The organism is Nocardioides caldifontis, from assembly GCF_008087345.1.
GTDB lineage: Bacteria > Actinomycetota > Actinomycetes > Propionibacteriales > Nocardioidaceae > Marmoricola_A > Marmoricola_A caldifontis.
This window is the reverse complement of sequence record NZ_VHIB01000013.1, coordinates 65,893-90,969: the sequence shown is the minus strand read 5'-3', so window position 1 is coordinate 90,969 and position 25,077 is coordinate 65,893. Positions and strand designations below refer to the sequence as shown.

The window sequence follows — 25,077 nt, the reverse complement described above, 5'->3', positions numbered from 1 at the left end:
GCCCCACGGGGGGTCAGGACTCTCCACGGCACACGGGCACCGAACCGGACCGCCGCCGCTCCCAACCTGTGGCGGTCCCTGCCAGCGCTTCCTCCCACCCAGCGGCTGACATCGACGACGATGCCACCGCGACGAGGCAGATACGACGGGGAAGTGACCCGTCCGCCTACCTGAATTCCCGCCCGGTCCTACACTGACGACTGCGGATGAGCTGACCGGGCGACCGCGGTCCTCGTGGCGACACGGGGGTCGAGGAAGGTCCGGGCTCCACAGGGCAGGGTGGTGGGTAACACCCACCCGGGGTGACCCGCGGGACAGTGCCACAGAAAACAGACCGCCTCCGGGCTCCGGCCCGGCGGTAAGGGTGAAACGGTGGTGCAAGAGACCACCAGCGTTCCGGGTGACCGGAGCGGCTCGGTAAACCCCACCCGGAGCAAGATCAAGAGGACGCCGTACGGCGTCTGCGCGAGCGTTCGAGGGCGGCCCGCCCGAGCTCGCGGGTAGATCGCACGAGGCCACCGGTGACGGTGGTCCCAGATGGATGGTCGCCCATCGCAGGCACCGCGAGGTGCGCGAGGACAGAACCCGGCCTACAGGTCAGCTCATCCGCTCACCCACGCGCTCACTTCACAGAGCCGAACCCCGCGCCGGTCTGGGAGGTCCGGCGCGGGGTTCGGCATGTGATGGGACGCCCACCCCCGGCGGCCCTGCCCCCATTGCAACGCTCGGACCTTAAGAGGCCGCTCCGACAGGACGCCAGAGTTGTCAGAAGCAACGGCGACCGCCAGATTGACGCCGTCCCTCGGACGTGAGCACTGATTCATGTCCGTTGACATCCCCAGACGCTCGGAGAGCTGCCGACGGACATGATCGGAGCACCCATGACCGGGACTAACAAAGAGGACGAGCCCCGGTCGACGTGGGAGGTATCGACCGGGGCTCTTCGCACGGGCCTGTGGGAGGCAGGCAGGCGTGCGCGTCGTCGCGGAGTTCCCCCTGTGGGTCCTGAAGTCCCGAGAGCCCCCTGACGACCTTGTTGTGCCCGTTCGTGCAGTTCTTACACCTCGTGCGTAGTCACAGTTGACCAAGAACTAGGTACCCGAACGGGTCAGACAGACGCTTCCACGAGGTCGGTCCGCTCCTAGCGTGAGAGGTGCCCCCCCGGGCTCGAGGGCCCATCCGTCGGTCCAGAACCGGTCGACGGGTGGGCTCGAGCCGGCTGTGGCGGTCCCGCGCCGTGACGAGGGTCGGTGCGGGGCTCGGCATCGCCGGCCACGCCGGAACGCGAAGGCGCCCCGAGGTCAGAGCCTCGGGGCGTCGTTCGTCGTCCGGGGTCAGCCGGCCTTGCGGGCGGTGACCAGCAGGTACTCCCACTCCATGACGCCGTCGTGGAGGTGGCGCTCGCCCAGGGCGGCGAGCTCCGCGTCGAGCGCCTCGACCTTCTGCGGGTCCTCGGCGATCGCGCGGTAGGTCACGATCGTCGGCCCGTAGGTCCGCTTGAAGAAGTCCCGGAACTCCTCGCCGCCGGCGAAGCGCGCCACCCGCACCACGCGCCGCTCGGTGCGCAGGTCGGTGACCTTCGCGCCGAGGAGCTGCTCCACGTGGTCCGGACGCCCCCACAGCGGCGGGGGCTGTGCCCCCGGCGGAGGAGCCGGCGCGTACGGCTTCATCGTCGCGAACATCTGGCCGATGAACCCCTCCGGCGTCCAGCTCAGCACCGCGATCCGCCCGCCGGGGCGGGTCACGCGGACGAGCTCGTCGGCCGCCCGCTGGTGGTGCGGCGCGAACATCACGCCGACGCAGGAGGTGACGACGTCGAACGTGTCGTCGGCGTACCGCAGCGCCTCGGCGTCGTCGACCTGCCACTCGACGTCGACGCCCGCCTCCTCGGCCTTGCGGGCGCCGACGGAGAGCAGCTCGGGGGTCAGGTCGCTCGCGGTGACCCGGGCACCCCGCCGGGCGGCGGGGATCGCGACGTTGCCGTCACCGGCGGCGACGTCGAGGACGCGGTCCCCGGACCCGATCCCGGCGGCCTCGGTGACGACCGGGCCGAGCTCGCTGATCACCTCGCTCACGACGGCGGGGTAGTCGCCGGAGGCCCACATCTTGCGGTGGCGCTCCTTGAGGGCGCGGTCGGCGGAGCCGGCGGAGGTGGTGTCGATGTCAAGGGTCATGGTGGTTCTCCTCATGTGGAAGGGATGGGTGCCGTTCAACGGGTGCTGAACGACCAGGTCTTCGGGGTGACCCCGGGCGAGCCGGGGTCCTGGTCGAGCGGGTTGCCGGCGTGGTCGCGCACCTCGTCGGTGACCACCACGACGTACGGCGTCCTGCGTGCGAGGTCGTCCACCGGGTCGATGCGCACGGTCCTGGTGTCCCCCCGCCAGGTGACCGCGGCGTGCACCGGGATGCCGGTCGAGCTGTCGACGAGCTGCACCGACGACGAGGTGACGGTCGACGGGCGCACGGCCTCGCTCAGGGTGAGCCGGAGCTCCGAGCCGGGGACGACCTGTGCAGGGGCCGTGGCCACGACGCGGGGCGGCACGCCGTCGCCCGGGCTGTGGCTGGTCACCTGCAGGGACCAGCCCTGCAGGCTGCCGCCCGAGCCGGCACCGTCGTCGACGTGGAGCCGCCAGGTGCCGTTGGGATTGGTGCCCTCGAACACCGCCAGGGTGCCGGCGGCGGGGGACGGGTCGGGCGCTGCGCCGTCCTCGAGGACGGTGGCCCGCTGGCCGTCGGGACCCACGAGCACCGCGTCGACCCGGTCGTCCCCGGCGACGGAGAGACCGGTGAGCGCGACGTCGACGTCGATCACGCGCGTGCCGGCCCCGGCGACGTGCAGGGGCGAGGGGGCGCCGGTGCCCTCGGGGCCACCGAAGACGAGCGGGGTGGTCGTGGTGTACGTCGTCGTGGAGCCGGCGGGCTCCCCGGAGCTCGCGGCGGCGGCCGCGGCGGCGACGGTGATCCCCGCCAGCACGGCTCCGGCGGCGGCCACGGGTACGGCGGTGGTGGACACGGACATGGGAGATTCCTTCGGAGCGGTCTTCGGGCCGGCGTGCGCCGACCACGACCACGAGGCTCGCCCCCGAACCCCCTCACGGGCATCGGGGAGAGCTCCCCATCTACGGGGGAGCGGACGGGTGGGACCTCCCTAGGGAGCCCAGAAGGGAGCTCAGAGCCCGATCTCCTGGGCGACGAGCACCACCTGGCGCCGGTTGGGCACACCGAGCTTGGTGAGGACCGCCGAGACATGGTGGTCGGCGGTCTTCGGCGAGATGTAGAGCCGCTCCGCGATCTCGGCGTTGGTCAGCCCCCGGGCGACGAGCTTGGCGACGTCGAGCTGGCGGTTGGTGAGCCCGCTCGGGTTGGCCGCGGTGCTCGACCGGGGCCGTGGCGGCACGCTCGGCACCCCCTGCCGCCGCATCTCGAGGCGCAACCGGTCGGCGACCGCGGCGGCCTGCAGCTGGTCGAGCCGCTCGAGCGCGCGGAGCCGGTGCTCCGGGTCGGGGGAGGTGGCCAGTGCCAGTGCCTCGTCGTAGACCGCACCCGCGCTGCGCCACCACTCCGCCGCGCCGACGTGGTCGCCGTCCAGCACCATGCGGTACGGCGGTGCCACGACCGCGGGGGGTCCGTCGAGGAGCCCGAGCCGCTGCAGCCACACCGCCATCTCGCCCGCGCCCCACGCCCCGGCCGGGGTGGCGCCGGTGCTCCTCATCAGCTCCGGCGCCAGCGTGGTCAGCCGTTCGTCGTGCTGCCCGGTGAGCCAGGCCCGCTCGGCGAGCGCGGAGAGGACCGCGAGCCGCCGCAGGGGTTCGTCGAGCCCCTCGGCCACCTTCCAGGCCGCGTCGACGTGGCCGTGGTCGCTGCCGTGGCGGCGCAGGTCGACGAGCCCGAGGACCAGGTGCGGCCACAGGTTGGCCAGCGGCATGCCGGACTGGGAGAGCACGTGTCCGGCGTCCTCCGACGACGCCTGCCAGCGGCCCTGCAGCAGCCGCATCCGGGCCCGGACGCCGGTCTGCCAGTAGCTGCAGATCGGCACCCCACGCTCGACGGTGTGCGCGATCGAGCGCTCGAGCACCGCCTGGGCGTCGGCCAGCCGCCGGTGCTCGACGTCGAGGTCGGCGAGGTTGGAGAACCCGGTCGACGCGAGCTCGTCGAGGTCCGCGGCCAGCGCCTCCTGGATGTCGTCGACCAGCCGCTCGCGCGCGGTCTCCTGGCCCAGGGACAGCTCGGTGAAGGCACCGAAGATCCTGCTCCGCAGGGCGACGGCGTCGTCCTCTGCCTGGCGGGCGATCCGCGCCGCCTCCGCGAGCAGCGTGGTGGCGGTGTCGAACTCGCTGCGCTGGAAGGCGAGGAAGGCGCGGGTGGCCAGGGCGGAGGCGTACTCGAGCCCCCGTTCGCCGCTGACGATCTCGACGGCGTGGTCCGCGTGCTTCTCCGCCTGGGTCCGCTTGCCGTTGTAGTACTGGAGCACCGCGACGGTGTCGTGCGCCGAGGCGAGCCCGGCGGCGTCGCCGACCTGGCTCCAGAGCGGGAACGTCGCGGTCACGTTGGCGATCGCCGACTCGAGCTCGTCGGTCATGTACTGCTCGAACCCCAGCCTCAGCAGCAACGACGCGCGCTCGCGGAGCTGTCCCGACGGCAGGCTGGCGAGCGCGGTCCGGAGGAACTCGACCGCCTCGGTGTGCGCGCCCGCGCGGGCCGCCTCGTCGGCGGAGGCCTCGGCGTAGCGCACGGCGCGCTCGGGGTCGCCGGCCCGGACCGCATGGTGCGTCAGCGCTGCGGAGTTGCCGGGGTCGACCTTCTCCAGCGTCGCGAGCAGCCGGGCGTGGAGCTGCGCGGCGCCGCCGGCCGGGATGGTGCTCTCCACGGCGAGCCGCGCCAGCTCGTGGCGGAAGGCCAGCCCGCGGTCGGTGCGTGCCAGCAGCCCGGTGGCGTCGAGCCGGCCCAGCGTCGCGAGGTCGACACCGAGGACCGGCAGCACCCGGTCGTCGAGCCGCTCCGGCGCCGTGGCGACGAGCTGGAGCAGCTCGAAGTCGTCCGGCGCCATGTCGGCGGTGCGGGCGAGGACCGCGTCGCGCACGCTCGACGGGAGCGGACGGTCGGGGTCCTTGGCGACCTCGGTGACGAAGAAGGGGTTGCCCCCGGTCAGCGCGTGCACCTGCACGGGGTCGAGCGGCGTGCCGGCCAGCAGCCGCGCCACGGCGTCGACGCTCAGCGGCGCCAACCCCCACGACTCGAGCCGGTCCAGCACGGCGAAGTCGCCGAGCAGGGCACGGGCCGAGTGCTGCCCGAGCTCGTCGCCGCGGTAGGTCACGAACAGCGCCAGCGGCATCGCCTCGATGCGCCGGGCCACGAAGCGCAGCACCTCGACGGAGGCCCGGTCTGCCCAGTGCAGGTCCTCGACGACCAGCACCGTCGGCTCCTGCGCGAGCGCGTCGTACACGATCTCGCAGAGCTCGGCGAGGGACCGCTCCCCGGGCCCGGCCAGCAGCTCGAAGCCGGGCTGCCGGGCCAGGTCGCGGAACGGCCCGAGTGGCCGCGGCGTCCCCAGCGGGTCGCACGCGCCCCGCAGCACGCGCATGCCCACCACTTCGGCGCACGCGGTCTCGACGAGGGCCGACTTGCCGGCTCCGGGCTCCCCCGAGACAGCCGTCCCCGCGCCGCTCCCTTCGGCCGCGCCGGCGATGCAGCTCCTCAACCTGGCCAGCTCGAGATCACGCTCGAGGATGTCCACGAAATGACAATAAAAGCCGCCTGACGCCCGGGCACAGGACACAGGTCCCGCTGGCTTGGAGCCGTGCAGGACGGGTACTGACCCCATATGTCATGGATGTCGCGTGCTGCCGCGCCGTGCCTGGCCGTGCTGCTGCTGTCCGCGTGCTCCTCCACCGCGGAGAGCGACGCGGGGGAGGCGGCGACCGCCTTCTACGCAGCCGTCGCCGCCGACGACGGCGCGGCCGCGTGCCGGCTGATGACGCCCAAGACCCGTTCGGAGGTGGAGAAGTCCGCCGGGAAGCCGTGTCCGCGTGCTGTGCTCGAGGAGGACGTGCCGTCCGTCGGTGCTGCGGTGCGGGTGGAGGTCTACGACACGATGGCGCAGGTCCGCTTCGCCGAGGACACCGCGTTCCTCACCCGGATCGAGGACCGCTGGCGGGTGGTGGCTGTGGCCTGCACGCCGCAGCCGGGGGACCGTCCGTACGACTGCCAGGTCCAGGGAGGCTGACGGTGCGGGCGATGTTCGTGCTCTACCTGCTCATCATCTTCGGCGGGCTCCTGTACCTGCTCCTCGCGGCGGTCGGGCAGTGAGCGGCATGCGGAAGTTCGTGCGGGAGTCGTCGCTGAGCATCTTCTTCCTGGGGCTGTTCGTGGCCAGCCTCGTGGGGCAGGCGTACGCCGGGTGGAAGCAGCTCAACGCCCAGCAGGTCGCCGACGGGCTCGGTGCCGTGACGCTGGGGGAGTACCTCACCTCGGCCGACTTCGCGGTCGACGTCACGGAGAACTGGCAGAGCGAGTACCTCCAGTTCTTCTTCTACATCCTGATGACGGTCTGGCTGGTGCAGAAGGGGTCCCCGGAGTCGAAGGAGCTCGACCGGACGGGCCGCGAGTCGGACGAGGACCAGAAGGTCGGGGAGCACGCCGACGAGAACTCGCCGGCCTGGGCGAGCGCGGGCGGCATCCGCCAGTGGGTCTACTCGTCCAGCCTGCTGCTCACCATGGGGGTGGTGTTCCTGCTCTCCTGGGGGATCCAGTCGGTCGCCGGCTGGATCGCGTACGACGAGGAGCGGCTGCGCAGCCTCCAGGAGCCGATCTCGTGGTCGGCGTACCTGGTGAACGCGGACTTCTGGGCCCGCACGCTGCAGAACTGGCAGTCGGAGTTCCTCGCGGTTGGGTCGATGGCCGTGCTGGCGATCTACCTCCGCGAGCGCGGCTCCCCGGAGAGCAAGCCGGTGGGGGCGGCGCACGAGCACACCGGCGTCGAGGGGTGATCCGCGCACCCTGTGTCGGAGGTCATGACGCCAGAGTTTGGATCGTTCCAAGGAACGCGCGACAGTAGAGGTGTCGAGGGAGGAGACACGCCATGACCCACGAGACCACCACCCGGCTCTACGACGAGCTCACCGAGCTGCACGCCGCCTACGCGACGGCGATCAACCACGCGCTCGAGGACAACGACGTGACCGCCGCCGAGGAGCTGGCCAAGGCGTACGACGACGACGCCTGGGAGCTCGTCGCGAAGCGCGAGGGGCGCACCCACCAGCTGAGGCAGCTGCGCCGGCCGGCGTACGACACCCCGCTCCGGCGGCTGGTGCGCTGGCTCGACGACTACACGCGGTGGGCCTTCAACCCGCAGCCCCCGCTGGACCCGCGGAGCGGGGAGCGGGTGCCCGCCGGACGCTGAGCGACCCTGAGCGACCCTGAGCGACCCTGAGCGACCCTGAGCGACGCTGAGCGACGCTCAGCCCGGCTCAGTACTGGTGGAACCAGCGGAACATCTGCCCCTCGGTCCCGGGGCACGTGACGTTGAGGTCACGCTGGTCCTGGACCCACTGTGCGATGACGCCCTGGCCGCCCTGGAACATCGCCTCCTCGCCGCAGCGGCGCAGCGCCTCCTGGCGCGAGGTCTGACCGGCCGCCCGCCATTCGGGGATCCCCAGGGCGAGGTCGCCCACGACCGCCCGCCACAGCGCCTGTGTGGAGTAGGCACCGATCTGGTGGCCGCGGTCGGTGTAGCCGCGGGCCGCGCCCTCCACGACCGCGGCGTTCGCCTCCAGGTCGTCGCTCCACTCGAAGACCGGCACCGGCTCGACGTCGATCCAGACCACCGGCGACCGGAGCCCGGCAGCCTCCATGGTGGCCAGGTTGAACAGCGCCTGCTGGTAGCCGACGTTCCGCAGCGCCCCGAGCTCGCTGCTGCCGTCGTACGGGCCCTGGTCGCGGTACTTCTCCAGCGTGGCGTCGTCCGGGTAGCTGGTCACCGCGTACGCCGCAGCCATCAACCCGCGCTCGGCCACCCACCGCACCTGGTCCGCGAGGCACGGGTTCGGCGTGAACCCGGGGCCGTTGGTGAGCCCGAGGATCACGAACTTCGCCGACGGCAGCGGCATCGGGAGCCCCAGGGACCGCTTCTCCGGGATGCCCATGCCCTCCGGGCACTGCGGCCAGCTGACGTCTCCGCCGAGCACCGCGCCCGAGAAGCTCGGGGGGACCTTGAGCTCGGGGACCGTGATCGGAGTCCGCGTCCCGGTGGCGGACGGGGTCGGCGCCGGGGTGGCGCTCGCCGACGGTGTGGGGGAGCCCGCGGGCGACGCGGCGCTCGTGCGCTCTCCCGAGACGGATCCCGACCCCGCGCACCCGGTGAGCCCCAGCACCACCGCGAGAACCGCGCCCGACGCGGCAGGCCGCACCGCACGGGCCGCGGCCGCAGAGGCCGCTCGGCTGCGAGGTGACATCGACCGCTCCGCTCGACGGGACGGGGTCATGGTGCCACGGGTGGGCCGGGCCGGGGCTGTGGCTGGGATCACCGCCGACGCCCGAGTCGCGTCGTGACTCGTGGGTAGGCGTCTGTGTGGCTGCGTTTCGCCTTGCACCACTGGGGATCCGTGGTCACGGGGGACAAACGAACCCGTCACGACCGACCGGCACCCGACCGGGACCGAGAAGAAGGAGAACGGGATGGCCAAGACGAAGTTCGACATCAGGACCGAGGCGACCAAGCCGCTGTACGCATCCGTGGGCGTCGTCGACCAGGCGGCCGAGCTGGTGCGCGGCTCCGTGTCCGACGTCCAGCGCAGGATCTCCGAGGTGCGGGCGAGCATCCGCGGCCTCGACTACGACCAGCTCGCCACGCGTGGCGAGGTGCTGGTGGCCCGGATCCGCAACCAGGAGACCACCAAGCAGGCGACGCGCCAGGGGAAGGTGACCAGCGTGAAGGCCAAGACCACGCGGACCCAGACGGCGAAGGCGGGCGATACCACGGCGAAGACCGCCAAGCGTGCGGCGCGGACCACCTCGGCCACCGCGAGCCGCCAGGCGAGCCGCCCGAAGAGCAGCGCCAAGGCGACCGGCACGGCCGCCCGGAGGTCGGCCTCCGCCGGCACCAAGGCCGCTTCGCAGGCCGCGAAGAAGGTCGGCGACTGACGCCAGGCAGGAACAGGGGAGCCCCCGAGAGCCGTGCTCTCGGGGGCTCCGTCACGTTCGGCTCGATCAGGACACCCCAGCCCGTCGACACCCCGACGCTGGGCAACGTTGGGAGAACCGCTGCCCATCCCCGCGCAGGATTCTAGGACCAGCCTCCGGCGCGCAGGTGTGGTCGTGACCACATCTTTACCGACTCTTCAGGAAAGGGCATGGGCACCGTGGCCAAGGGAACGGTGGCCACGGAACGACAACCCCGAGCCCGAGGAGGAACCGATGGCCACCGACCACGTGAGCGACGAGCTGTGGGACGAGTTCCACCGGGTGGTGAACATGACCTCCCGCGAGCTGAACGAGTGGATGCGCACCGAGTCGGCGGGCGAGGACGCCGAGACCTTTCCCGACCAGTCGGGCCGGTCCCTCGGCCACCGCGTCGCCGCGATCCTCGCCAAGCGCAGGTCCGACCTCACCGGAGACGACGTCGCGGCGATGACCAAGGTCGTCGACATCGTCCACCAGGAGCGTCGCGAGGACCTCGAGCCCACCGCCGGCGACGACCACTGGCGGCGGAAGCTCATGTCCATCGGCCACGACCCGCTCAAGCCGCCGCGGTCGCCCGACGTCACCTGAGGCCGGTCCACCGGTCGGGCGTCACCGGCTGCCGAGCACCCGGGCCTCCCAGGGCGCCAGCTCGCCCGCGTGCGCCGGGTCGGCCGCCCGCTCCGGCAGGTTCGCGAGGAGCAGCTCCCCGTCCGGGCGTACGACGGTCGAGGGGAGCGTCAGGGGCTCGTCGGACCAGTTGACGAGCACCTCGACCCACCGGTCACCCAAGGTGCGCCGGTAGGCGTAGAGCCGCGGGTGGTCGGGCTCGAGCATCGTGAACGATCCGTCGACCACGACGGGGTTGCCGTGCCGGAGCTCGACGAGGGCGCGGTAGTAGGAGTACACCGACGTCGGGTCGCCGACCTGCGCCTCGGCGTTGAGCCACCGGTGGTTGGGGTTCACGTCGATCCAGGGCGTCCCGGTGGTGAACCCGGCGTGGGGGCCGGACGTCCACTGGACCGGGGTCCGCGCGTTGTCGCGGCCGATCCGCCGGATGGCGTCCAGGACCTCCTCCGGGTCCTGCCCCACCTCGTCCACAGCGACGCGGTAGTGGTTCAGCGACTCGATGTCGCGCAGCTCCTCGACCGAGGCGAACGGCGCATTCGTCATCCCGAGCTCCTCGCCCTGGTAGACGAACGGAGTGCCGCGCTGCAGGTGGAGCACGGTGGCCAGCGCCGTCGCCGACTCGCGCCACCACGCGCGGTCGCCCTCGACCCGGTCGTTGCCCCAACGGGAGACCGGCCGGGGCTGGTCGTGGTTGGAGAAGTACAGGCTGTTCCACCCGCGTTCGCCGAGCTGCTCCTGCCAGCGCCCCAACGAATGCTTGAGGACGGTCAGCGGCATCGGCCGCGGCCGCCACTTGGACCCTTCGTGGTCGAGGTCCACGTGCTCGAACTGGAACACCATGCTCACCGACCCGGTCTCCCGGTCGGTCAGCCGCAGTCCCTGCTCCGGGGTGGCGCCGGGCGCCTCGCCGACCAGCAGGTAGGTGCCGGGACGAGGGTCGAAGACCTCGCGCTTCATCTCCGCCAGGAACTCCTCGAGCCGGGGCCCGTGCACGCAGCTCGACAGCCCGGCGCCGAGCCCGGTGGCGTCGACCGGCCCGTCCGGGAGCCCGGCCGGCTTCGAGATCACGTTGATGACGTCCATCCGGAAGCCGTCGACACCGCGGTCGAGCCACCAACGCATCATCGAGTGCACGGCCGCGCGTACGTCCGGGTTCTCCCAGTCGAGGTCGGGCTGCTTCCGGGAGAACAGGTGGAGGTAGTACTGACCCCGCTCGGGGACCCACTCCCAGGCCCGTCCGGAGAAGACCGAGCCCCAGTTGTTGGGCTCGGCCCCCGGTGTGCCGCCGACGGTGCCGGGCCGGGGGTCCCGCCAGACGTACCAGTCCGCCTTCGGGTTCGTGCGGTCAGCACGGGACTCGACGAACCAGGGGTGCTCGTCGGAGGTGTGGTTGACCACCAGGTCCATCACCAGCCGCATCCCGCGGCGGTGCAGCTGGTCGACCAGCTCGTCGAGGTCGGCGAGGGTGCCGAACGTCGGGTCGATGTCCTGGTAGTCGCTGATGTCGTAGCCGTTGTCGTCCTGCGGCGACCGGTAGACCGGCGAGAGCCAGACGACGTCGCAGCCCAGCCCGGCGATGTGGTCGAGGTGCTCGATCACGCCACGCAGGTCGCCGACACCGTCGCCGTCGGAGTCCGCGAAGCTGCGCGGATAGACCTGGTAGACGACCGCGGCCTTCCACCAGGGGTCGTACGTCGGGCGGCTGCTCTGGGTCGTCACGCCACCGACCTTCCCCGATCGGTCCTACTCGAAGCGGGTCGGGTCGCCGGCCCCGACGCGGACGACCTCCGGGGAGGCGTCGGACCAGTCGACGACGGTGGTCGGGTCGGGGATGCAGTCACCGGCGTCGATCACCACGTCGAGCTCGTGGTCGAGCGTCTCCTTGATCTGCCAGCCGTCGCTCATCGCCTCCTCCGCGCCCGGGAGGATCAGGGTGCTGGAGAGAAGCGGCTCACCCATCTCCCGCAGCAGCGCCTTGACCACCGGGTGCTCGGGGATCCTGACGCCGACGGTGCGCTTCTTCGGGTGGGCGAGCCGGCGGGGGACCTCCTTGGTCGCCGGGAGGATGAACGTGTAGGGCCCCGGGGTCGCGGCCTTGACCGCGCGGAACGCCGCGTTGCTGAGGTGCACCAGCTGGCCCAGCTGGGCGAAGTCGGCGCACACGAGCGTGAAGTCGTGGCGGTCGTCGAGCTGCCGGATCCTGCGGATCCGCTCCGGCCCCGTCCGACTCTCCAACCGGCAACCGAGCGCGTAGCCGGAGTCGGTCGGGTAGGCGACCAGCGCGTCCTCGCGGAGCATCGCGGCGACCTGGGCGATGGTCCGGGGCTGCGGGTCGACGGGGTGCACGTCGTAGAAGCGGCTCATGCCTGGCGAGTGTAGGTTCGCTCACGGACAGTCGTCGGGACGGAAGGACCGGGTGATGGCAGAGGAGTACTGGTACTGCCTCAAGCACAAGGCCGTGGAAGGCCCCGACGGTTGCAAGGCCGCCGACCGGCTCGGTCCTTACCCGTCCGCCGAGGAGGCGAGCCGCGCGCTGGAGAAGGTCGCCGAGCGCAACGAGGCGTGGGACAACGACCCTGACTGGAACGACGAGGCCGGCCCGGCGCCCTCCTCGAGCTGACCGGACCGGCGCCCGCGCCGCTCACTTGTCGGGGTTGACCCCCTCGGCATTCGCCTCGGTCACGCTGTCCACCGTCGGCGTCATCGGACCGGAGTCCTCGGTCGTCGGCTCCTGCTCGTCGCTGTCCTCCGAGACGTCCTTGCTGATCGCCTTCGCCGCGGCGTCGAGCTCGACGTCGCGCTTCTCGCGCCCCGAGCTGGCCGTGGTCCCCGTGTCGTCCGTGCCGTCGTCCATGCCGTCCTCCCTCGTGGTCGGTTCCCTGTGAGCGTGCCTCCACCACCTCCCGCCAAACCCGCGTCAGGGGGCTCCCGGCCGTCGCCGGGAGCTGTCACGAAACGGTTCGCGAAACGCCCTTAGTCGGAAGCACGAGCCGGACGAGGGTTCCGCCCCGCGGAGAGCGGCCGATGCTCACCCGACCTCCCGCCGCCCGGACCGCCTGTTCGGCCTGGCGGAGGCCGAGGCCGAGTCCGCCTTCGATCTCGCCGAACCCCGGCCCGTCGTCGTCCACCTCGACGAGCGCCGTGCCGCGCTCGTGACGGACCCGCACCACCACCGGCCCTGCGACCGAGGCCCGAGCAGCGTTCGCCAGGACGTTGACGATCGCACGCCGGAGCGAGGTCGGCTCCGCGTGCACCACGGCCCTGCCCTTCGTCCGGACCTCGACCTCGACGCCGTGCGCGATGCCGACGGTGCGCGCTGACGCCTCGACGAGCTCGGTCACGTCCGTGCGCACGCGCGCCGATGCCTGCTCCGGCAGCTGGGCCGACACCAGCGCCGAGAGCACGGCGAGCTGCTCCCTCAGCAACGCGAGCCGATGACGCACCGCTTCGGGCAGCTGCTCGTCAGCCTCGCGGGGCGACGCGAGCGTCGCCGCGGCCGCGATGTGTGAACGCAGGTCGTTGCAGAAGGAGGTCAGCCGGTCACCTGGCGCCCCGTCCGGCGAGCCTTCACGCATTGATGCCCCTCGAGAACCCCTCTCGGGGCCCGGCACCCAGGTCGCCGCTGCGCAGGCAACGGTGACGACAGGTGCCGTGGCATCGCCCGAGATCCCATCACCCGCCTTCGAGCGTAAGGGCGTGGGGCGGCTTGCCAAGTCCTGTCTAAGCCGGGACCCTTCGGGTGCTCGTCCCTGTCCAACGTCCAGCCGGGACGCCGGTCCCCGACGTCTGAGGAGCACGTGTGAGCAGCTCGCCCGAGCCGGGCCGGACCGACGCCCGGCAGGTGCTCGGGTCGTTCCTGGGGATGGGCGGGATGGCCTGCGTGCTGTTCCTCGTCCTCGCCTCGGGCCTCGTCGCCCCGTGGTACGGCGTGGTGCTGCTCGCCCTCGTCTGGCTGGTGCTCTTCGGGGTCGGCGTCCGGTGGTTCATGGCCCACCCGTGGCGCGTCGCCGCCCTGCCGGTCGTGATGGTCGTGGTCTGGTTCGCGACCGTGATGGCCGGGGACGTGCTGCTCGACTGGAACGCCTAGAAGGTGTGCTCCGGGCCGGGGAAGGTGCCGGCGGCGACGTCGGCCGCGTAGGCACGGGCGGCCTCGACCATGACGCCGTGGAGGTCGGCGTACTGCTTGACGAAACGGGGGAGCCTGCCGGTGCGCAGCCCGAGCATGTCCTGCCAGACCAGCACCTGCGCGTCGCAGCCGGCACCGGCGCCGATGCCGATGGTGGGGATCGCGAGCTCTGCCGTGACCTCCGCCGCCACGTCGCCCGGCACCATCTCCATGACCACCGCGAAGGCTCCCGCGGCCTCCACCGCCTTGGCGTCGGCGAGCAGCTTCTCCGCGCCTGCGCCGCGACCCTGGATGCGGTAGCCGCCGAGGTTGTGCTCCGACTGTGGCGTGAACCCGATGTGCGCCATGACCGGCACCCCGCCACGGGTGAGCAGCTCGATCTGGGGCGCCATCTCCGCGCCGCCCTCGAGCTTCACGCAGTGCGCCCCGGCCTCCTTCATGAACCGCACCGCGGTGTGGAACGCCTGCTCGGGCGAGGCCTGGTAGGAGCCGAACGGCAGGTCGGCCACCACCAGGGCGTGCTTCGCCGACCGTGCCACCGCACGGGTCAGCGGGATCAGCTCGTCGACGGTGACCGGCAGGGACGTCTCGTTGCCGTAGACGTTGTTGGACGCCGAGTCCCCGACGAGCAGCACCGGGATTCCGGCCTCGTCGAACGTCGCGGCGGTGTACATGTCGTAGGCGGTGAGCATCGCCCACTTCTCGCCGCGCTGCTTCATCTCGCGCAGGTGGGGGATCCGCACCTTCTTGCGGGCCGGAGCAGAGCTCGGCTGGTCGGTCGACGCGGACGGGACACCGCCGTACGGCGCGGGCTGGTCGCTCATCGCTCCAGGCTAGCCCCGGGCGCGGGTGCGGGATCCTGTGTCGAGCGCCACTCCTCGCGACGCAACCGGTAGAGCACGTGGCGGCGCAACGGGTGGCCCTCGGCCAGCCGTGGGTGGTCGAAGTCGTCGGCCGGGTCGTGGTGCATGCCGAGGCGGCGCATCACGGCCCGGGATCGGTCGTGCCCGACGGAGGTGAACGAGACGAGCTCGTCGAGCCCCAGCGTCGTGAAGCCGTGCTCCACCGCGGCCCGCGCCGCCTCGGTCGCGTAGCCGTGGCCCCAGGCGTCGCGACCCAGCCGCCACCCCACCTCGACACAGGGGATGAAGGGTGCCTCGAACGAGGGCCGGGCGAGGCCGACGAACCCGAGCAGCCGCCCGTCCTCGAGCCGCTCGGCGGCGAAGAGCCCCGGCTCGCCGGCGGCCAGCCGGCGGCGCTGCCGGTCGAGCAGGGCGACGACCTCGTCGCGGGTGTTCGGCCGCGGGAAGAACCGCATCACCTCCGGGTCGGTGCAGATCGCCACCATCGGCTCGAGGTCGTCGTCGGTCCAGCTGCGCAGCCGCAGCCGCGGCGTGACCAGGCTCGTCACCAGGTTTGTCAACGCAACCTCCCTGAGAGGATCCTCCCGTGGACTTCACCTCGGCCTACCGCCACGGCTTCGCCCGCATCGCCGCCTGCACGCTTCCGATCTCGATCGCGGACCCCGAGACCAACGCGGCCGCGGTGCTCGAGGAGGCGCGCGCCTGCCACGACGAGGGCGTGGCCGTCGCGATCTTCCCCGAGCTCTGCCTGACCGGCTACTCCCTGGAGGACCTGGTCCTCCAGGAGCCGTTGCAGGACGCGGTCCGGGCGGCGATCACCACGATCGCGGAAGCGAGCCGCACGCTGACCCCCGTGCTCGTCGTGGGCGCGCCGCTGGTCGACGGCAACCGGGTCTACAACTGCGCGGTGGTGATCAAGGGCGGCGAGGTGCTGGGCGTGGCCCCGAAGTCCTACCTGCCGACCTACCGCGAGTTCTACGAGCGGCGCTGGTACGCGCCCGGCGACGACCGCCGCGGGCAGACCATCACCCTCGACGGGCGCAGGGTCCCGTTCGGCCCCGACCTCCTGTTCTCGGCGACCGACGTGCCGGGGCTGGTCCTCCACGTCGAGGTGTGCGAGGACATGTGGATCCCGGTGCCGCCGAGCTGCGAGGCGGCGCTCGCCGGGGCCACCGTCCTGACCAACCTTTCCGGCAGCCCGATCACGGTGGCCCGCGCCGAGGACCGCAAGCTGCTCTGCAGGGGCACCAGCCAGCGCTGCCTCGCGGCCTACGCGTACGCCGCCGGCGGCGAGGGCGAGTCGACGACCGACCTGTCGTGGGACGGCCAGACGATGATCTGGGAGGTCGGCGATCTCCTCGCCGAGACCGAGCGGTTCCCGCAGGGCTCCCGCCGCTCCGTCGCCGACGTCGACCTCGACCGGCTCCGGATGGAGCGCATCCGCATGGGGACCTTCGACGACAACCGGCGCACCCACGAGAGCCGGGTCGCTGAGTTCCGCACGGTGGAGTTCACCCTCGACCCGCCGTCGGGCGACCTCGGGCTGCTCCGCAAGGTGGACCGGTTCCCGTTCGTCCCCGACGACCCCGCGCGGCTCGCGCTCGACTGCTACGAGGCCTACAACATCCAGGTCTCCGGGCTCGAGCAACGACTCCGGGCGATCGGCAACCCCAAGGTCGTCATCGGCGTCTCGGGCGGGCTCGACTCGACGCACGCCCTCATCGTCGCCGCCCGCGCGATGGACCGGCTCGGCCGGCCGCGCAGCGACATCCTCGGCTTCACCATGCCGGGGTTCGCCACCGGCGAGAGGACCAAGTCCAACGCCACCCGGCTGGCCGAGAGCCTGGGCATCAGCTTCGAGGAGATCGACATCAAGCCGGCGGCCCAGCAGATGCTGGAGGACATGGGCCACCCGTTCGCCAAGGGCGAGCCGGTCTACGACGTGACGTTCGAGAACGTCCAGGCGGGGCTGCGCACCGACTACCTCTTCCGGCTGGCCAACCAGCGCGGCGGGATCGTGCTCGGCACCGGCGACCTCTCCGAGCTCGCGCTGGGCTGGTGCACCTACGGCGTCGGTGACCAGATGTCCCACTACGCGGTGAACACCGGCGTCCCGAAGACGCTGATCCAGCACCTGATCCGGTGGGTGATCTCCGAGCAGCTCTTCGAGGAGCAGACCAACGAGATCCTCCGGGCGATCCTCGAGCAGAAGATCACCCCCGAGCTGGTGCCGTCGAAGGGCGAGGAGCTCGAGCAGGACACCGAGGAGTCGATCGGCCCCTACTCGCTGCAGGACTTCAACCTCTACTTCACGCTGCGCTACGGCTACCGGCCCAGCAAGATCGCGTTCCTCGCGATGCACGCGTGGAGCGACGTGGACCGGGGGGAGTGGCCGCCCGGGTTCCCCGACGAGCGGCGGACGGCGTACGACCTCGCGGAGATCCGCCGCTGGCTCGTCGTCTTCGTGCAGCGGTTCTTCGCGTTCAGCCAGTTCAAGCGCAGCGCGCTGCCCAACGGGCCCAAGGTCGCGGCCGGTGGCTCGCTGTCGCCGCGCGGCGACTGGCGGGCGCCGTCGGACGGCAACGCCCGGGTCTGGCTGGAGGACATCGAGCGCAACGTGCCCGGCGCGTGACCGCGACGGCGCATACGGGATAGTGACCCCCATGGGCAAGCAGGAAGACTTCGTGCTCCGGGCTCTCGAGGAGCGTGACGTCCGCTTCGTGCGGCTGTGGTTCACCGACGTGCTCGGCTTCCTCAAGTCGGTGGCCGTGGCCCCCGCGGAGCTCGAGGGGGCGTTCGCCGAGGGGATCGGTTTCGACGGCTCGGCGATCGAGGGGTTCGCCCGCGTCTACGAGGCCGACATGCTCGCCAAGCCCGACCCCGGCACCTTCCAGATCCTGCCGTGGCGGGGGGAGTACCCCGCCACGGCGCGGATGTTCTGCGACATCGTCATGCCGGACGGCTCTCCGTCGTACGCCGACCCGCGCCACGTGCTGAAGCGCATCCTGTCGGAGGCGGCGTCGAAGGGCTACACCTTCTACACCCACCCCGAGATCGAGTTCTACCTGTTCAAGGACCAGCCGGAGTCGGGCGTCGAGCCGGTGCCCGTCGACCGCAGCGGGTTCTTCGACCACACCGCCACCAGCAAGGGCTCCGACTTCCGCCGCGAGGCGATCACGATGCTCGAGCAGATGGGCATCTCGGTGGAGTTCAGCCACCACGAGGGCGGGCCGGGCCAGCAGGAGATCGACCTCCGCTACGCCGACGCGCTCACCACGGCGGACAACATCATGACCTTCCGCACGGTGGTCCGTGAGGTCGCGCTGGGCCAGGGGATGTGGGCGAGCTTCATGCCGAAGCCGTTCACCACCCACCCGGGGTCGGGGATGCACACGCACGTGTCGCTCTTCGAGGGCGACCGCAACGCGTTCTTCGAGGCCGGCGCGCAGTACCAGCTCTCTAAGAGCGGCCGGCAGTTCATCGCCGGGCTGCTCCACCACGCCTCCGAGATCACCGCCGTCACCAACCAGTGGGTGAACTCCTACAAGCGGCTGATCGGCGGCGGCGAGGCGCCGTCGTACATCTGCTGGGGCCACAACAACCGCTCGGCCCTGGTCCGGGTGCCGATGTACAAGCCCAACAAGGGGCAGTCGACCCGCGTCGAGCTGCGCACGATCGACGCGGCCTGCAACCCCTACCTCGCCTTCGCGGTGATCCTCGCGGCCGGGATGAAGGGGATCGAGGAGGGCTACGAGCTCCCGCCCGAGGCCGAGGACGACGTCTGGTCGCTGACCGACCGCGAGCGCCGGTCGATGGGGATCCAGCCGCTGCCGAAGACGCTCTACGAGGCGATCAACGTGATGGAGGAGAGCGAGCTCCTCGCCGAGACGCTGGGGGAGCGCGTCTACGACTTCTTCCTGCGCAACAAGCGGGCGGAGTGGGAGGCCTACCGCGGCCAGGTCTCCGCCTGGGAGCGCGACCAGATGCTCCCCGTCATCTGACGGACCGGAGGCCGCCGTGAGCCCCGAGGCCCGTCCCTCCCGCCGGACCCAGCTCTTCCGGCAGGGGTTCGTCGACGTGGAGCGGGCCGAGCAGCTCCTCGAGCGGCTCGACGGTGACGCCGGCCGGCTGCTGGCGCTGCTCGCCCGGACCACGGACCCGGACGCGGCGGCCGGGCGGCTCGTCGAGCTGGCCGAGCGCATCGAGCAGCGCGACGGCGCGGACGCCCGGCAGCGGTTCCTCGAAGCCCTCGCCGACGACGAGGGCACGGCGATGCGGCTGCTGACCGTCCTCGGCGCGAGCGTGGCGCTCGGCCAGCACCTGCTCCGCCACCCCGAGCAGTGGGCGGAGCTCACCGACCCGACGCTGGGCAGCACCCGCCCCGCGGCGTACTGGCTGCGCGGCGAGCTGCTCCGCGCCGTCGGTGCCGACCCGGACGACCAGGACCCCGTCGCCACCCTGTCGGACGCCGAGGCCGTCGACCGGCTCCGGGTCGAGTACCGCCGGCTGCTGCTCCGGCTCGCCTCCCGCGACCTCGCCCACGAGCTGGGCGTCGACGACGTGGCCGCCGAGCTCTCCGACCTCGCCGCCGCGACGCTGGAGGCGGCCCTCGCAGTGGCCCGCGCCCGGGTCGGCGAGCGTGCCTCGGGGTGCCGGCTGGCGGTCATCGCGATGGGCAAGTGCGGGGGCCACGAGCTCAACTACGTCAGCGACGTCGACGTCGTCTTCGTCGCCGAGCCCGCCGAGGGCCACGACGAGCAGGAGGCGGTGCGGGTCGGCACGAAGCTCGCCTCGAACCTCATGAAGGTCTGCTCCGACCACACCGGCGAGGGGACGATCTGGCCGGTCGACGCCGCGCTGCGGCCCGAGGGCAAGGCCGGGCCGCTGGTGCGGACGCTGGCCAGCCACGTCGGCTACTACGAGCGCTGGGCGAAGACGTGGGAGTTCCAGGCGCTGCTGAAGGCGCGACCGGTCGCCGGTGACCTCGAGCTCGGCCGCGAATACGCCCGCTCGATCGCCCCGATGGTCTGGCAGGCCGCCGAGCGCGAGGGATTCGTCCCCGAGGTGCAGGCGATGCGGCGCCGCGTCGTCGCGCACATCCCGGCGAAGGACGCCGAGCGGCAGATCAAGCTCGGCAGCGGCGGGCTCCGCGACGTCGAGTTCGCCGTCCAGCTCCTCCAGATGGTCCACGGCCGGTACGACGACGGCATCCGTCAGCCCACCACCCTCTCCGCCCTCGCCGAGCTCACCGCCCGGGGGTACGTCGGCCGGGACGACGGGGCCTCCCTCCACGACGCCTACCGGTTCCTGCGCACCGTCGAGCACCGGATGCAGCTGCACCAGCTGCGCCGCACCCACGTCCTGCCCGACGACGAGGTGGCGCTGCGCAGGCTGGGCAGGTCGCTGGGCTACCTCAAGGAGCCGGTCGACGAGCTCGAGCGGGTGCTGCGCCACCACCGCCGCGAGGTCCGGCGGCTCCACGAGAAGCTCTTCTACCGGCCGCTGCTGGAGTCGGTGGCGCGGATCCCGGGGGAGGCGGCCCGGCTGACCCCCGAGGCGGCGCGGACCCGGCTCGCCGCCCTCGGCTACCTCGACCCCGACGCGGCGCTGCGCCACCTCGAGGCGCTCACCAGCGGGGTCTCGCGGACCGCGGCGATCCAGCGGACGCTGCTGCCGGTGATGCTCGAGTGGTTCGCCGACACCGCCGACCCGGACGCCGCGCTCCTCGGCTTCCGCCGGATCAGCGAGGCGCTCGGGCGGACGCACTGGTACCTCGCGCTGCTCCGCGACGAGGGCGAGGTCGCGGAGCGCATGGCCGTGGTGCTCGGCAGCAGCCGGTTCGCCACCGACCTGCTCCAGCGCGAGCCCGCCGGGGTCAAGCTGCTGGCCAGCGACGAGCTCGTCGTCCGTGGCCGGGACGAGCTGCTCGCCGAGATGTCGGCCAGCTGGCAGCGCCAGGACGACCGGGCCACCGCGATCCGGCAGATCCGCGCGATCCGGCGCCGCGAGCTCTTGCGCGTCGCCGCCGCCGACCTCTCCGGCCTCCTCGAGGTCGAGGCCGTCGGGCGGGCGCTCACCGACCTCACCTGCGCGACGCTCGAGGCCGCGCTGGCCGTGGCGGTCCGGGCCGTCGAGTCCGACCGCGGCCGGCCGGTGGCCACGCGCATCGCCGTGGTCTCGATGGGGCGGCTCGGCGGCCACGAGACCAGCTACGCCAGCGACGCCGACGTCATGTTCGTCCACGAGCCGCTGCCGGGGGCCGACCCGCAGGAGGCGGCGCGGGGCGCACAGGCCGTCGCCAACGAGCTCCGCTCGCTGCTCGGCGCCGCAGGGTCCGACCCGCCGCTCGTCGTCGACGCCGACCTGCGGCCCGAGGGCAAGCAGGGGCCGCTGGTCCGCACCCTCGACTCCTACGCCGGCTACTACGCCCGCTGGTCGGCCGTCTGGGAGGCCCAGGCGTTGCTCCGGGCCGAGGCCGTCATCGGCGACGAGCAGCTCGGCAAGGCGTTCGTGGCGATGATCGACCCGCTCCGCTACCCGGCCGACGGGCTCGGCGAGGCCGACGTGCGCGAGGTGCGCCGGATCAAGGCCCGGGTCGACGACGAGCGGCTGCCGCGCGGGGCCGACCCGGCGACCCACCTCAAGCTGGGCAGGGGCGGGCTCTCCGACATCGAGTGGACGGTCCAGCTGCTGCAGATGCGCCACGCCGGGTCGCACCCCGAGCTGCGGACCACCGAGACGCTGCGGGCCCTGGAGGTGGCGGCCGGGGCCGGGCTGCTGGAGCAGGCGGACGCGGAGGTGATGGCCGCGGCCTGGCGGCTGGTCAGCCGGGTGCGCAACGCGCTCACGCTGGTCCGCGGCAAGCCGCTCGACCAGCTGCCTCGCGACACCCGCGAGCTGGCGACGACGGCCGCGCTGATGGGGTACGAGGCGGGGGAGACCGACGCCCTGGTCAACGACTACCTGCGGTGCACGCGACGGGCCCGGTCGGTCGTGGAGCGGCTGTTCTGGGGCTGATCCCCGGCTGCTCGTTCCTGTTACCGAGCTGTGGGGATCGGTTGTTCTCCGTGTGGAGCTGTCGTGGTCGGGCGGCTCCTAGCGTTGAGGTCAACAACAAACCAACTCAGATCGCCCCAGATCGCACCCCTGAACCAGGAGCCACCATGGCCGCCAACCGCCGCAAGGTCCTCGTCCCGCTCGCCACCCTCCTCGCCGCCGGCGCGGTCGCCGTGGGCTCGGGCGCGACCTTCACCTCCACCTCCGGCAACACCCTCTCCACGGTGGCCTCCGGCACCCTGTCGCAGTCGAACTCGAAGGCCGACAAGGCGATCTTCGACCTCAAGGACATGAAGCCGGGCGACACCCTCAACGGGTACCTCAAGGTCACCAACACCGGCTCGCTCCCGGCGAAATTCATGCTGACCGAGACCGCGTCGACCAACACCTTCACCGGCAGCAACCTGTCGCTGACGATCACCAACACCACCGCCGGCACCCAGGTCTACAGCGGAACCTTCGGTGGCCTCGAGGACGGCCTCGCCAAGGACCTCGGCGCCGTCGAGCCGGGCGTCGCGACCGAGTACAAGTTCGCCGTCACCCTCGCCGCGAGCACCCCGAACAGCGACCAGGGCAAGACGGCCGGCGCCACCTACACCTGGAGCTCGGTGCAGACCGACGCCACCAGCACCGACCAGCGCTGACCCACACGCCGACGGCAGACGGAGGACCCATGGGCACGGACGAGCGGGACGGCCGCACCAGCAGCCGTCCCTCGCCGCTCCAGCGGCTCGGGAACCTCGCGATGGTGCTGGTCATCCTCGGCTGCGCCGCCTGGCTGGCGCCGAGCCTCCTCGGCTACGACCGCTACGTGATCACCGGCGGGTCGATGTCGGGCACCTTCGAGAAGGGGTCGGTCGCGTTCGAGCGCCAGGTCCCCGTCGAGCAGCTCGAGGTCGGCGACGTCATCACCTACCTCCCGCCGGCCGACTCCGGCACGACGGACCTGGTGACCCACCGCATCGTCTCGATGGTCCCCGACGGGACGGGCCGCCTGACCCTCCGCACCAAGGGCGACGCCAACGCCTCGGTCGACCCCTGGACCTTCAGCCTCGACCGGGCCACCCAGCCGGTCGTGGTCACCACCGTCCCGCACGTCGGCCACCTCTTCATCGCGCTGGCCGACCCGCAGCTCCGGATGCTGGCGATCGGCGGCCCCGCCGCCGTCATCGCCCTGCTGGCCCTCGGCGAGCTCGCCGGAGCGCTCCGCGAGCGACGCAGGGACGCCCGCCGGGCCGGGCACATCCCCGCCCAGGCCCGGGGCGACCGCGGTGCTCCCGTGCACGCCTGAGCTGTTACCCCGCCGTGGACTCCGTGTGGAAGTCCTGTGGGCCGCTCCTCCGTAGCGTTGACGACGCCCCCGAAGCCCGATCCCCAGGACGCCACATGCCCCGCCGCCTCACCGCCGCCCTCGTCGGCGCCGTCGCCCTCGCGACCGCGCTCGTCGTCGGCGGGCCGCAGCTGGCCGGGGCGACGTTCGTGTCCGCGACCACCGCCACCGCGACCGTCCGTGCGGCCTCCGACTGGACGCCCCCGACGGTCGTGCTCACCGCGCCCCCGGCCGTCGTGCAGGGCACGGTCACCCTCACCGCCACCGCCGCGGACGCCGACAGCGCGATCGCCTCGGTCGCCGTGCAGCACGCCGGCTCGGGCGGGACCTGGACCACGCTCTGCACGAGCACCACCGCGCCGTACACCTGCGCGTGGGACAGCCGCACCGTCGCCGACGGCAGCCACGAGCTCCGCGCCGTGGCGACCGACACCGCGGGGATCAGCGCGACCTCGGCGACCCTCACCACGCGCGTCGCCAACACCGCGACGGTGGTCCTCGCCGAGCCGACGGACGTGCTCCGCGGCACCGTGCCGCTCGCGGTGACGGTGACCGGGGCCGGTGCGTGGTCGGTGAGGATCGAGCACGCCACTGCCGGCAGCACGACGTGGAAGCCGATCTGCACCGACGCCACCGCGCCGTACGGCTGCGACTGGAGCACCACCGGCGTCGCCGACGGCGACTACGACCTCCGCGCGGTCGCCACCGCGGGCACGGTCACCCGCACGTCCTCGCTGGTCGAGGACGTCACCGTCGACAACACCGCGCCCGCGGTCACGATGCAGAACCCGGGCAGCCCCCTGCGCGGGACCGTGCTCCTCACCGCGACCGCCTCCGACGCCACCTCCGGCGTGGCCGCCGTGACGATCCAGGTCGCGGCCGGCGGCACGACGGTCTACCGGGACGTCTGCACGGTGACCGAGGAGCCCTACGGCTGCGCCTTCGACACCACCAAGGTCGCCGACGGCAGCTGGTCGTTCCGGGCCCTGGCCACCGACGAGGCCGGCAACGCGTCGACCTCCGCCGTGGTCGCCGGCCGGACCGTCGACAACACCGTCTCGTCGGTGTCGGTGACCGACCCCGGCAGCAACCTGCGCGGAACGGTGACGGTCGCGGCCAACGCCAGCTCCACCGCCGGTGTCACCTCGGTCCGGCTCCAGCAGGCCGCGACCGGCACCACGGGCTGGGTCGACATCTGCGCCGACACCACGGCGCCGTACTCCTGCACCTGGGACACCACCGGCGTCGCCGACGGCGGCTACGACCTGCGCGCCGTCCTCGTCGACGGGGCCGGGAAGAGCACCTCCTCGACCGTCGTGACCAACCGTCGCGTCGACAACAGCCCGCTGCGCGCTCTCGGGGTGCAGACCGCCAACGGCGGCGGCACCCCCGGCCGGCTCGACGCCGGTGACACCGTCACCTTCACCTACAGCGGCCAGGTCGACCTGGCCAGCATCACCCCGTCGTGGAACGGCGCGGCGCTCCCGGTCACGGTCCGGGTCCGCGACGGCCTCCTGCTGGGCACCGGTAGCAACGGCGACGTGCTCGACGTCCTCCGCGGCTCCGCCGCGGTGCGCCTCGGGTCGGTGAACCTCAAGCAGAACTACGTCGGGTTCCTCAAGACCGTCCAGTTCGCCGCCACCATGACGGCGACGACCACGACCGTCGAAGGAATGCCCGTCACCACCGTGACGCTGGTCGTCGGCGCGCAGACCTCGGGCAACACGCCCCGTCAGGTCACCACGGCTTCGACGACGGTGTGGACGCCCTCCGCCGGCGCCACCGACCTCGCCGGACGCCCCACCTCGACCGCCGCGGTCGCCGAGCCCGGCGTCCTGGACCGGGAGTTCTGATGAGCGTCGCGCACGAGCTCCCGGACCTCGGGGGTGGCGACCCTA

23 protein-coding genes and 1 other RNA gene are annotated in these 25,077 nt (G+C 72.4%); 14 read left to right on the top strand and 10 right to left on the bottom strand.

Annotation, left to right across the window (positions count from 1 at the left end; genetic code table 11):
* Window positions 1-207 precede the first annotated feature (207 nt).
* Window positions 208-609: RNase P RNA component class A (gene rnpB, locus FIP57_RS19510), an RNA gene on the top strand.
* Between the two features lie 725 nt (window positions 610-1,334).
* Here rnpB and FIP57_RS19505 read toward each other — a convergent pair.
* The 3 genes from FIP57_RS19505 to FIP57_RS19495 all read right to left on the bottom strand — a co-directional run bounded on the left by FIP57_RS19505 (window position 1,335) and on the right by FIP57_RS19495 (window position 5,734).
* Complete coding sequence (locus tag FIP57_RS19505; protein ID WP_148575229.1) at window positions 1,335-2,174, bottom strand: class I SAM-dependent methyltransferase; 840 nt, start codon at window positions 2,172-2,174, stop codon at window positions 1,335-1,337.
* Between the two features lie 35 nt (window positions 2,175-2,209).
* Window positions 2,210-3,019 carry an Ig-like domain-containing domain gene (locus FIP57_RS19500; protein ID WP_148575228.1) on the bottom strand — a complete coding sequence of 270 codons (810 nt, stop codon included), beginning with the start codon at window positions 3,017-3,019 and terminating at the stop codon, window positions 2,210-2,212.
* A 150-nt stretch (window positions 3,020-3,169) separates the two neighbouring features.
* Window positions 3,170-5,734 (bottom strand): ATP-binding protein, encoded by a 2,565-nt coding sequence (locus FIP57_RS19495; RefSeq protein ID WP_203231351.1) that lies wholly within the window; start codon window positions 5,732-5,734, stop codon window positions 3,170-3,172.
* Between the two features lie 96 nt (window positions 5,735-5,830).
* On the opposite strand from FIP57_RS19495, the gene FIP57_RS19490 reads away from it, so the two are divergent.
* The 3 genes from FIP57_RS19490 to FIP57_RS19480 all read left to right on the top strand — a co-directional run bounded on the left by FIP57_RS19490 (window position 5,831) and on the right by FIP57_RS19480 (window position 7,399).
* A complete protein-coding gene (locus FIP57_RS19490) occupies window positions 5,831-6,223 on the top strand; it encodes a hypothetical protein (RefSeq protein ID WP_238993603.1) in 393 nt (130 codons plus the stop codon).
* A gap of 88 nt (window positions 6,224-6,311) precedes the next feature.
* Window positions 6,312-6,986: a DUF6766 family protein gene (locus FIP57_RS19485; RefSeq protein ID WP_148575226.1), complete on the top strand. Its 675-nt coding sequence runs from the start codon at window positions 6,312-6,314 to the stop codon at window positions 6,984-6,986.
* 92 nt (window positions 6,987-7,078) lie between these two features.
* On the top strand, window positions 7,079-7,399 hold the full coding sequence (locus tag FIP57_RS19480) for a hypothetical protein (protein ID WP_148575225.1): 321 nt from the start codon (window positions 7,079-7,081) through the stop codon (window positions 7,397-7,399).
* Between the two features lie 67 nt (window positions 7,400-7,466).
* Here FIP57_RS19480 and FIP57_RS19475 read toward each other — a convergent pair whose 3' ends face one another.
* The gene (locus tag FIP57_RS19475; protein ID WP_238993602.1) at window positions 7,467-8,450 is read right to left on the bottom strand and encodes a glycoside hydrolase family 25 domain-containing protein; all 984 of its coding nucleotides are present in this window, start codon (window positions 8,448-8,450) and stop codon (window positions 7,467-7,469) included.
* A 223-nt stretch (window positions 8,451-8,673) separates the two neighbouring features.
* Here FIP57_RS19475 and FIP57_RS19470 point away from each other — a divergent pair, with 223 nt between their 5' ends.
* Complete coding sequence (locus FIP57_RS19470) at window positions 8,674-9,138, top strand: hypothetical protein (protein ID WP_148575224.1); 465 nt, start codon at window positions 8,674-8,676, stop codon at window positions 9,136-9,138.
* Between the two features lie 273 nt (window positions 9,139-9,411).
* Window positions 9,412-9,765 carry a DUF3140 domain-containing protein gene (locus FIP57_RS19465; RefSeq protein WP_148575223.1) on the top strand — a complete coding sequence of 118 codons (354 nt, stop codon included), beginning with the start codon at window positions 9,412-9,414 and terminating at the stop codon, window positions 9,763-9,765.
* Between the two features lie 21 nt (window positions 9,766-9,786).
* Here the strand turns inward: FIP57_RS19465 and FIP57_RS19460 are convergent, their stop codons facing one another.
* A complete protein-coding gene (locus tag FIP57_RS19460) occupies window positions 9,787-11,523 on the bottom strand; it encodes an alpha-glucosidase (RefSeq protein WP_148575222.1) in 1,737 nt (578 codons plus the stop codon).
* Between the two features lie 24 nt (window positions 11,524-11,547).
* Window positions 11,548-12,168 (bottom strand): L-threonylcarbamoyladenylate synthase, encoded by a 621-nt coding sequence (locus FIP57_RS19455; protein ID WP_148575221.1) that lies wholly within the window; start codon window positions 12,166-12,168, stop codon window positions 11,548-11,550.
* 55 nt (window positions 12,169-12,223) lie between these two features.
* Between FIP57_RS19455 and FIP57_RS19450 the strand changes: the two genes are divergently transcribed.
* Window positions 12,224-12,424: a hypothetical protein gene (locus FIP57_RS19450; protein WP_148575220.1), complete on the top strand. Its 201-nt coding sequence runs from the start codon at window positions 12,224-12,226 to the stop codon at window positions 12,422-12,424.
* A 21-nt stretch (window positions 12,425-12,445) separates the two neighbouring features.
* Here FIP57_RS19450 and FIP57_RS19445 read toward each other — a convergent pair whose 3' ends face one another.
* Together FIP57_RS19445 and FIP57_RS19440 are read right to left on the bottom strand one after the other, a co-directional pair.
* Window positions 12,446-12,658, bottom strand: a complete 213-nt coding sequence (locus FIP57_RS19445) for a hypothetical protein (RefSeq protein WP_148575219.1) — start codon at window positions 12,656-12,658, stop codon at window positions 12,446-12,448.
* Window positions 12,659-12,752: 94 nt separating this feature from the next.
* On the bottom strand, window positions 12,753-13,379 hold the full coding sequence (locus tag FIP57_RS19440) for a sensor histidine kinase (protein WP_148575218.1): 627 nt from the start codon (window positions 13,377-13,379) through the stop codon (window positions 12,753-12,755).
* Window positions 13,380-13,603: 224 nt separating this feature from the next.
* Between FIP57_RS19440 and FIP57_RS19435 the strand changes: the two genes are divergently transcribed.
* Window positions 13,604-13,891, top strand: a complete 288-nt coding sequence (locus FIP57_RS19435) for a hypothetical protein (protein ID WP_148575217.1) — start codon at window positions 13,604-13,606, stop codon at window positions 13,889-13,891.
* On the opposite strand, the gene panB is transcribed toward FIP57_RS19435, so the two are convergent.
* Window positions 13,888-14,754 carry a 3-methyl-2-oxobutanoate hydroxymethyltransferase gene (panB, locus tag FIP57_RS19430; protein WP_148575216.1) on the bottom strand — a complete coding sequence of 289 codons (867 nt, stop codon included), beginning with the start codon at window positions 14,752-14,754 and terminating at the stop codon, window positions 13,888-13,890. The genes FIP57_RS19435 and panB overlap by 4 nt on opposite strands.
* A complete protein-coding gene (locus FIP57_RS19425; protein ID WP_238993601.1) occupies window positions 14,751-15,353 on the bottom strand; it encodes a GNAT family N-acetyltransferase in 603 nt (200 codons plus the stop codon). Before FIP57_RS19425 ends, panB begins: the two co-directional genes overlap by 4 nt.
* 26 nt (window positions 15,354-15,379) lie before the next feature.
* Between FIP57_RS19425 and FIP57_RS19420 the strand changes: the two genes are divergently transcribed.
* From FIP57_RS19420 to FIP57_RS19395, 6 genes are all read left to right on the top strand, one after another.
* Window positions 15,380-17,425, top strand: a complete 2,046-nt coding sequence (locus FIP57_RS19420) for an NAD(+) synthase (RefSeq protein ID WP_148575215.1) — start codon at window positions 15,380-15,382, stop codon at window positions 17,423-17,425.
* A 31-nt stretch (window positions 17,426-17,456) separates the two neighbouring features.
* The gene (locus FIP57_RS19415) at window positions 17,457-18,794 is read left to right on the top strand and encodes a glutamine synthetase family protein (RefSeq protein ID WP_148575214.1); all 1,338 of its coding nucleotides are present in this window, start codon (window positions 17,457-17,459) and stop codon (window positions 18,792-18,794) included.
* Window positions 18,795-18,810: 16 nt separating this feature from the next.
* Window positions 18,811-21,810, top strand: a complete 3,000-nt coding sequence (locus tag FIP57_RS19410; RefSeq protein WP_148575213.1) for a bifunctional [glutamine synthetase] adenylyltransferase/[glutamine synthetase]-adenylyl-L-tyrosine phosphorylase — start codon at window positions 18,811-18,813, stop codon at window positions 21,808-21,810.
* A gap of 146 nt (window positions 21,811-21,956) precedes the next feature.
* Complete coding sequence (locus tag FIP57_RS19405) at window positions 21,957-22,493, top strand: TasA family protein (RefSeq protein WP_148575212.1); 537 nt, start codon at window positions 21,957-21,959, stop codon at window positions 22,491-22,493.
* A 29-nt stretch (window positions 22,494-22,522) separates the two neighbouring features.
* The gene (locus FIP57_RS19400; RefSeq protein WP_148575211.1) at window positions 22,523-23,140 is read left to right on the top strand and encodes a signal peptidase I; all 618 of its coding nucleotides are present in this window, start codon (window positions 22,523-22,525) and stop codon (window positions 23,138-23,140) included.
* Window positions 23,141-23,235: 95 nt separating this feature from the next.
* On the top strand, window positions 23,236-25,032 hold the full coding sequence (locus FIP57_RS19395; RefSeq protein ID WP_148575210.1) for an Ig-like domain-containing protein: 1,797 nt from the start codon (window positions 23,236-23,238) through the stop codon (window positions 25,030-25,032).
* Window positions 25,033-25,077 lie beyond the last annotated feature (45 nt).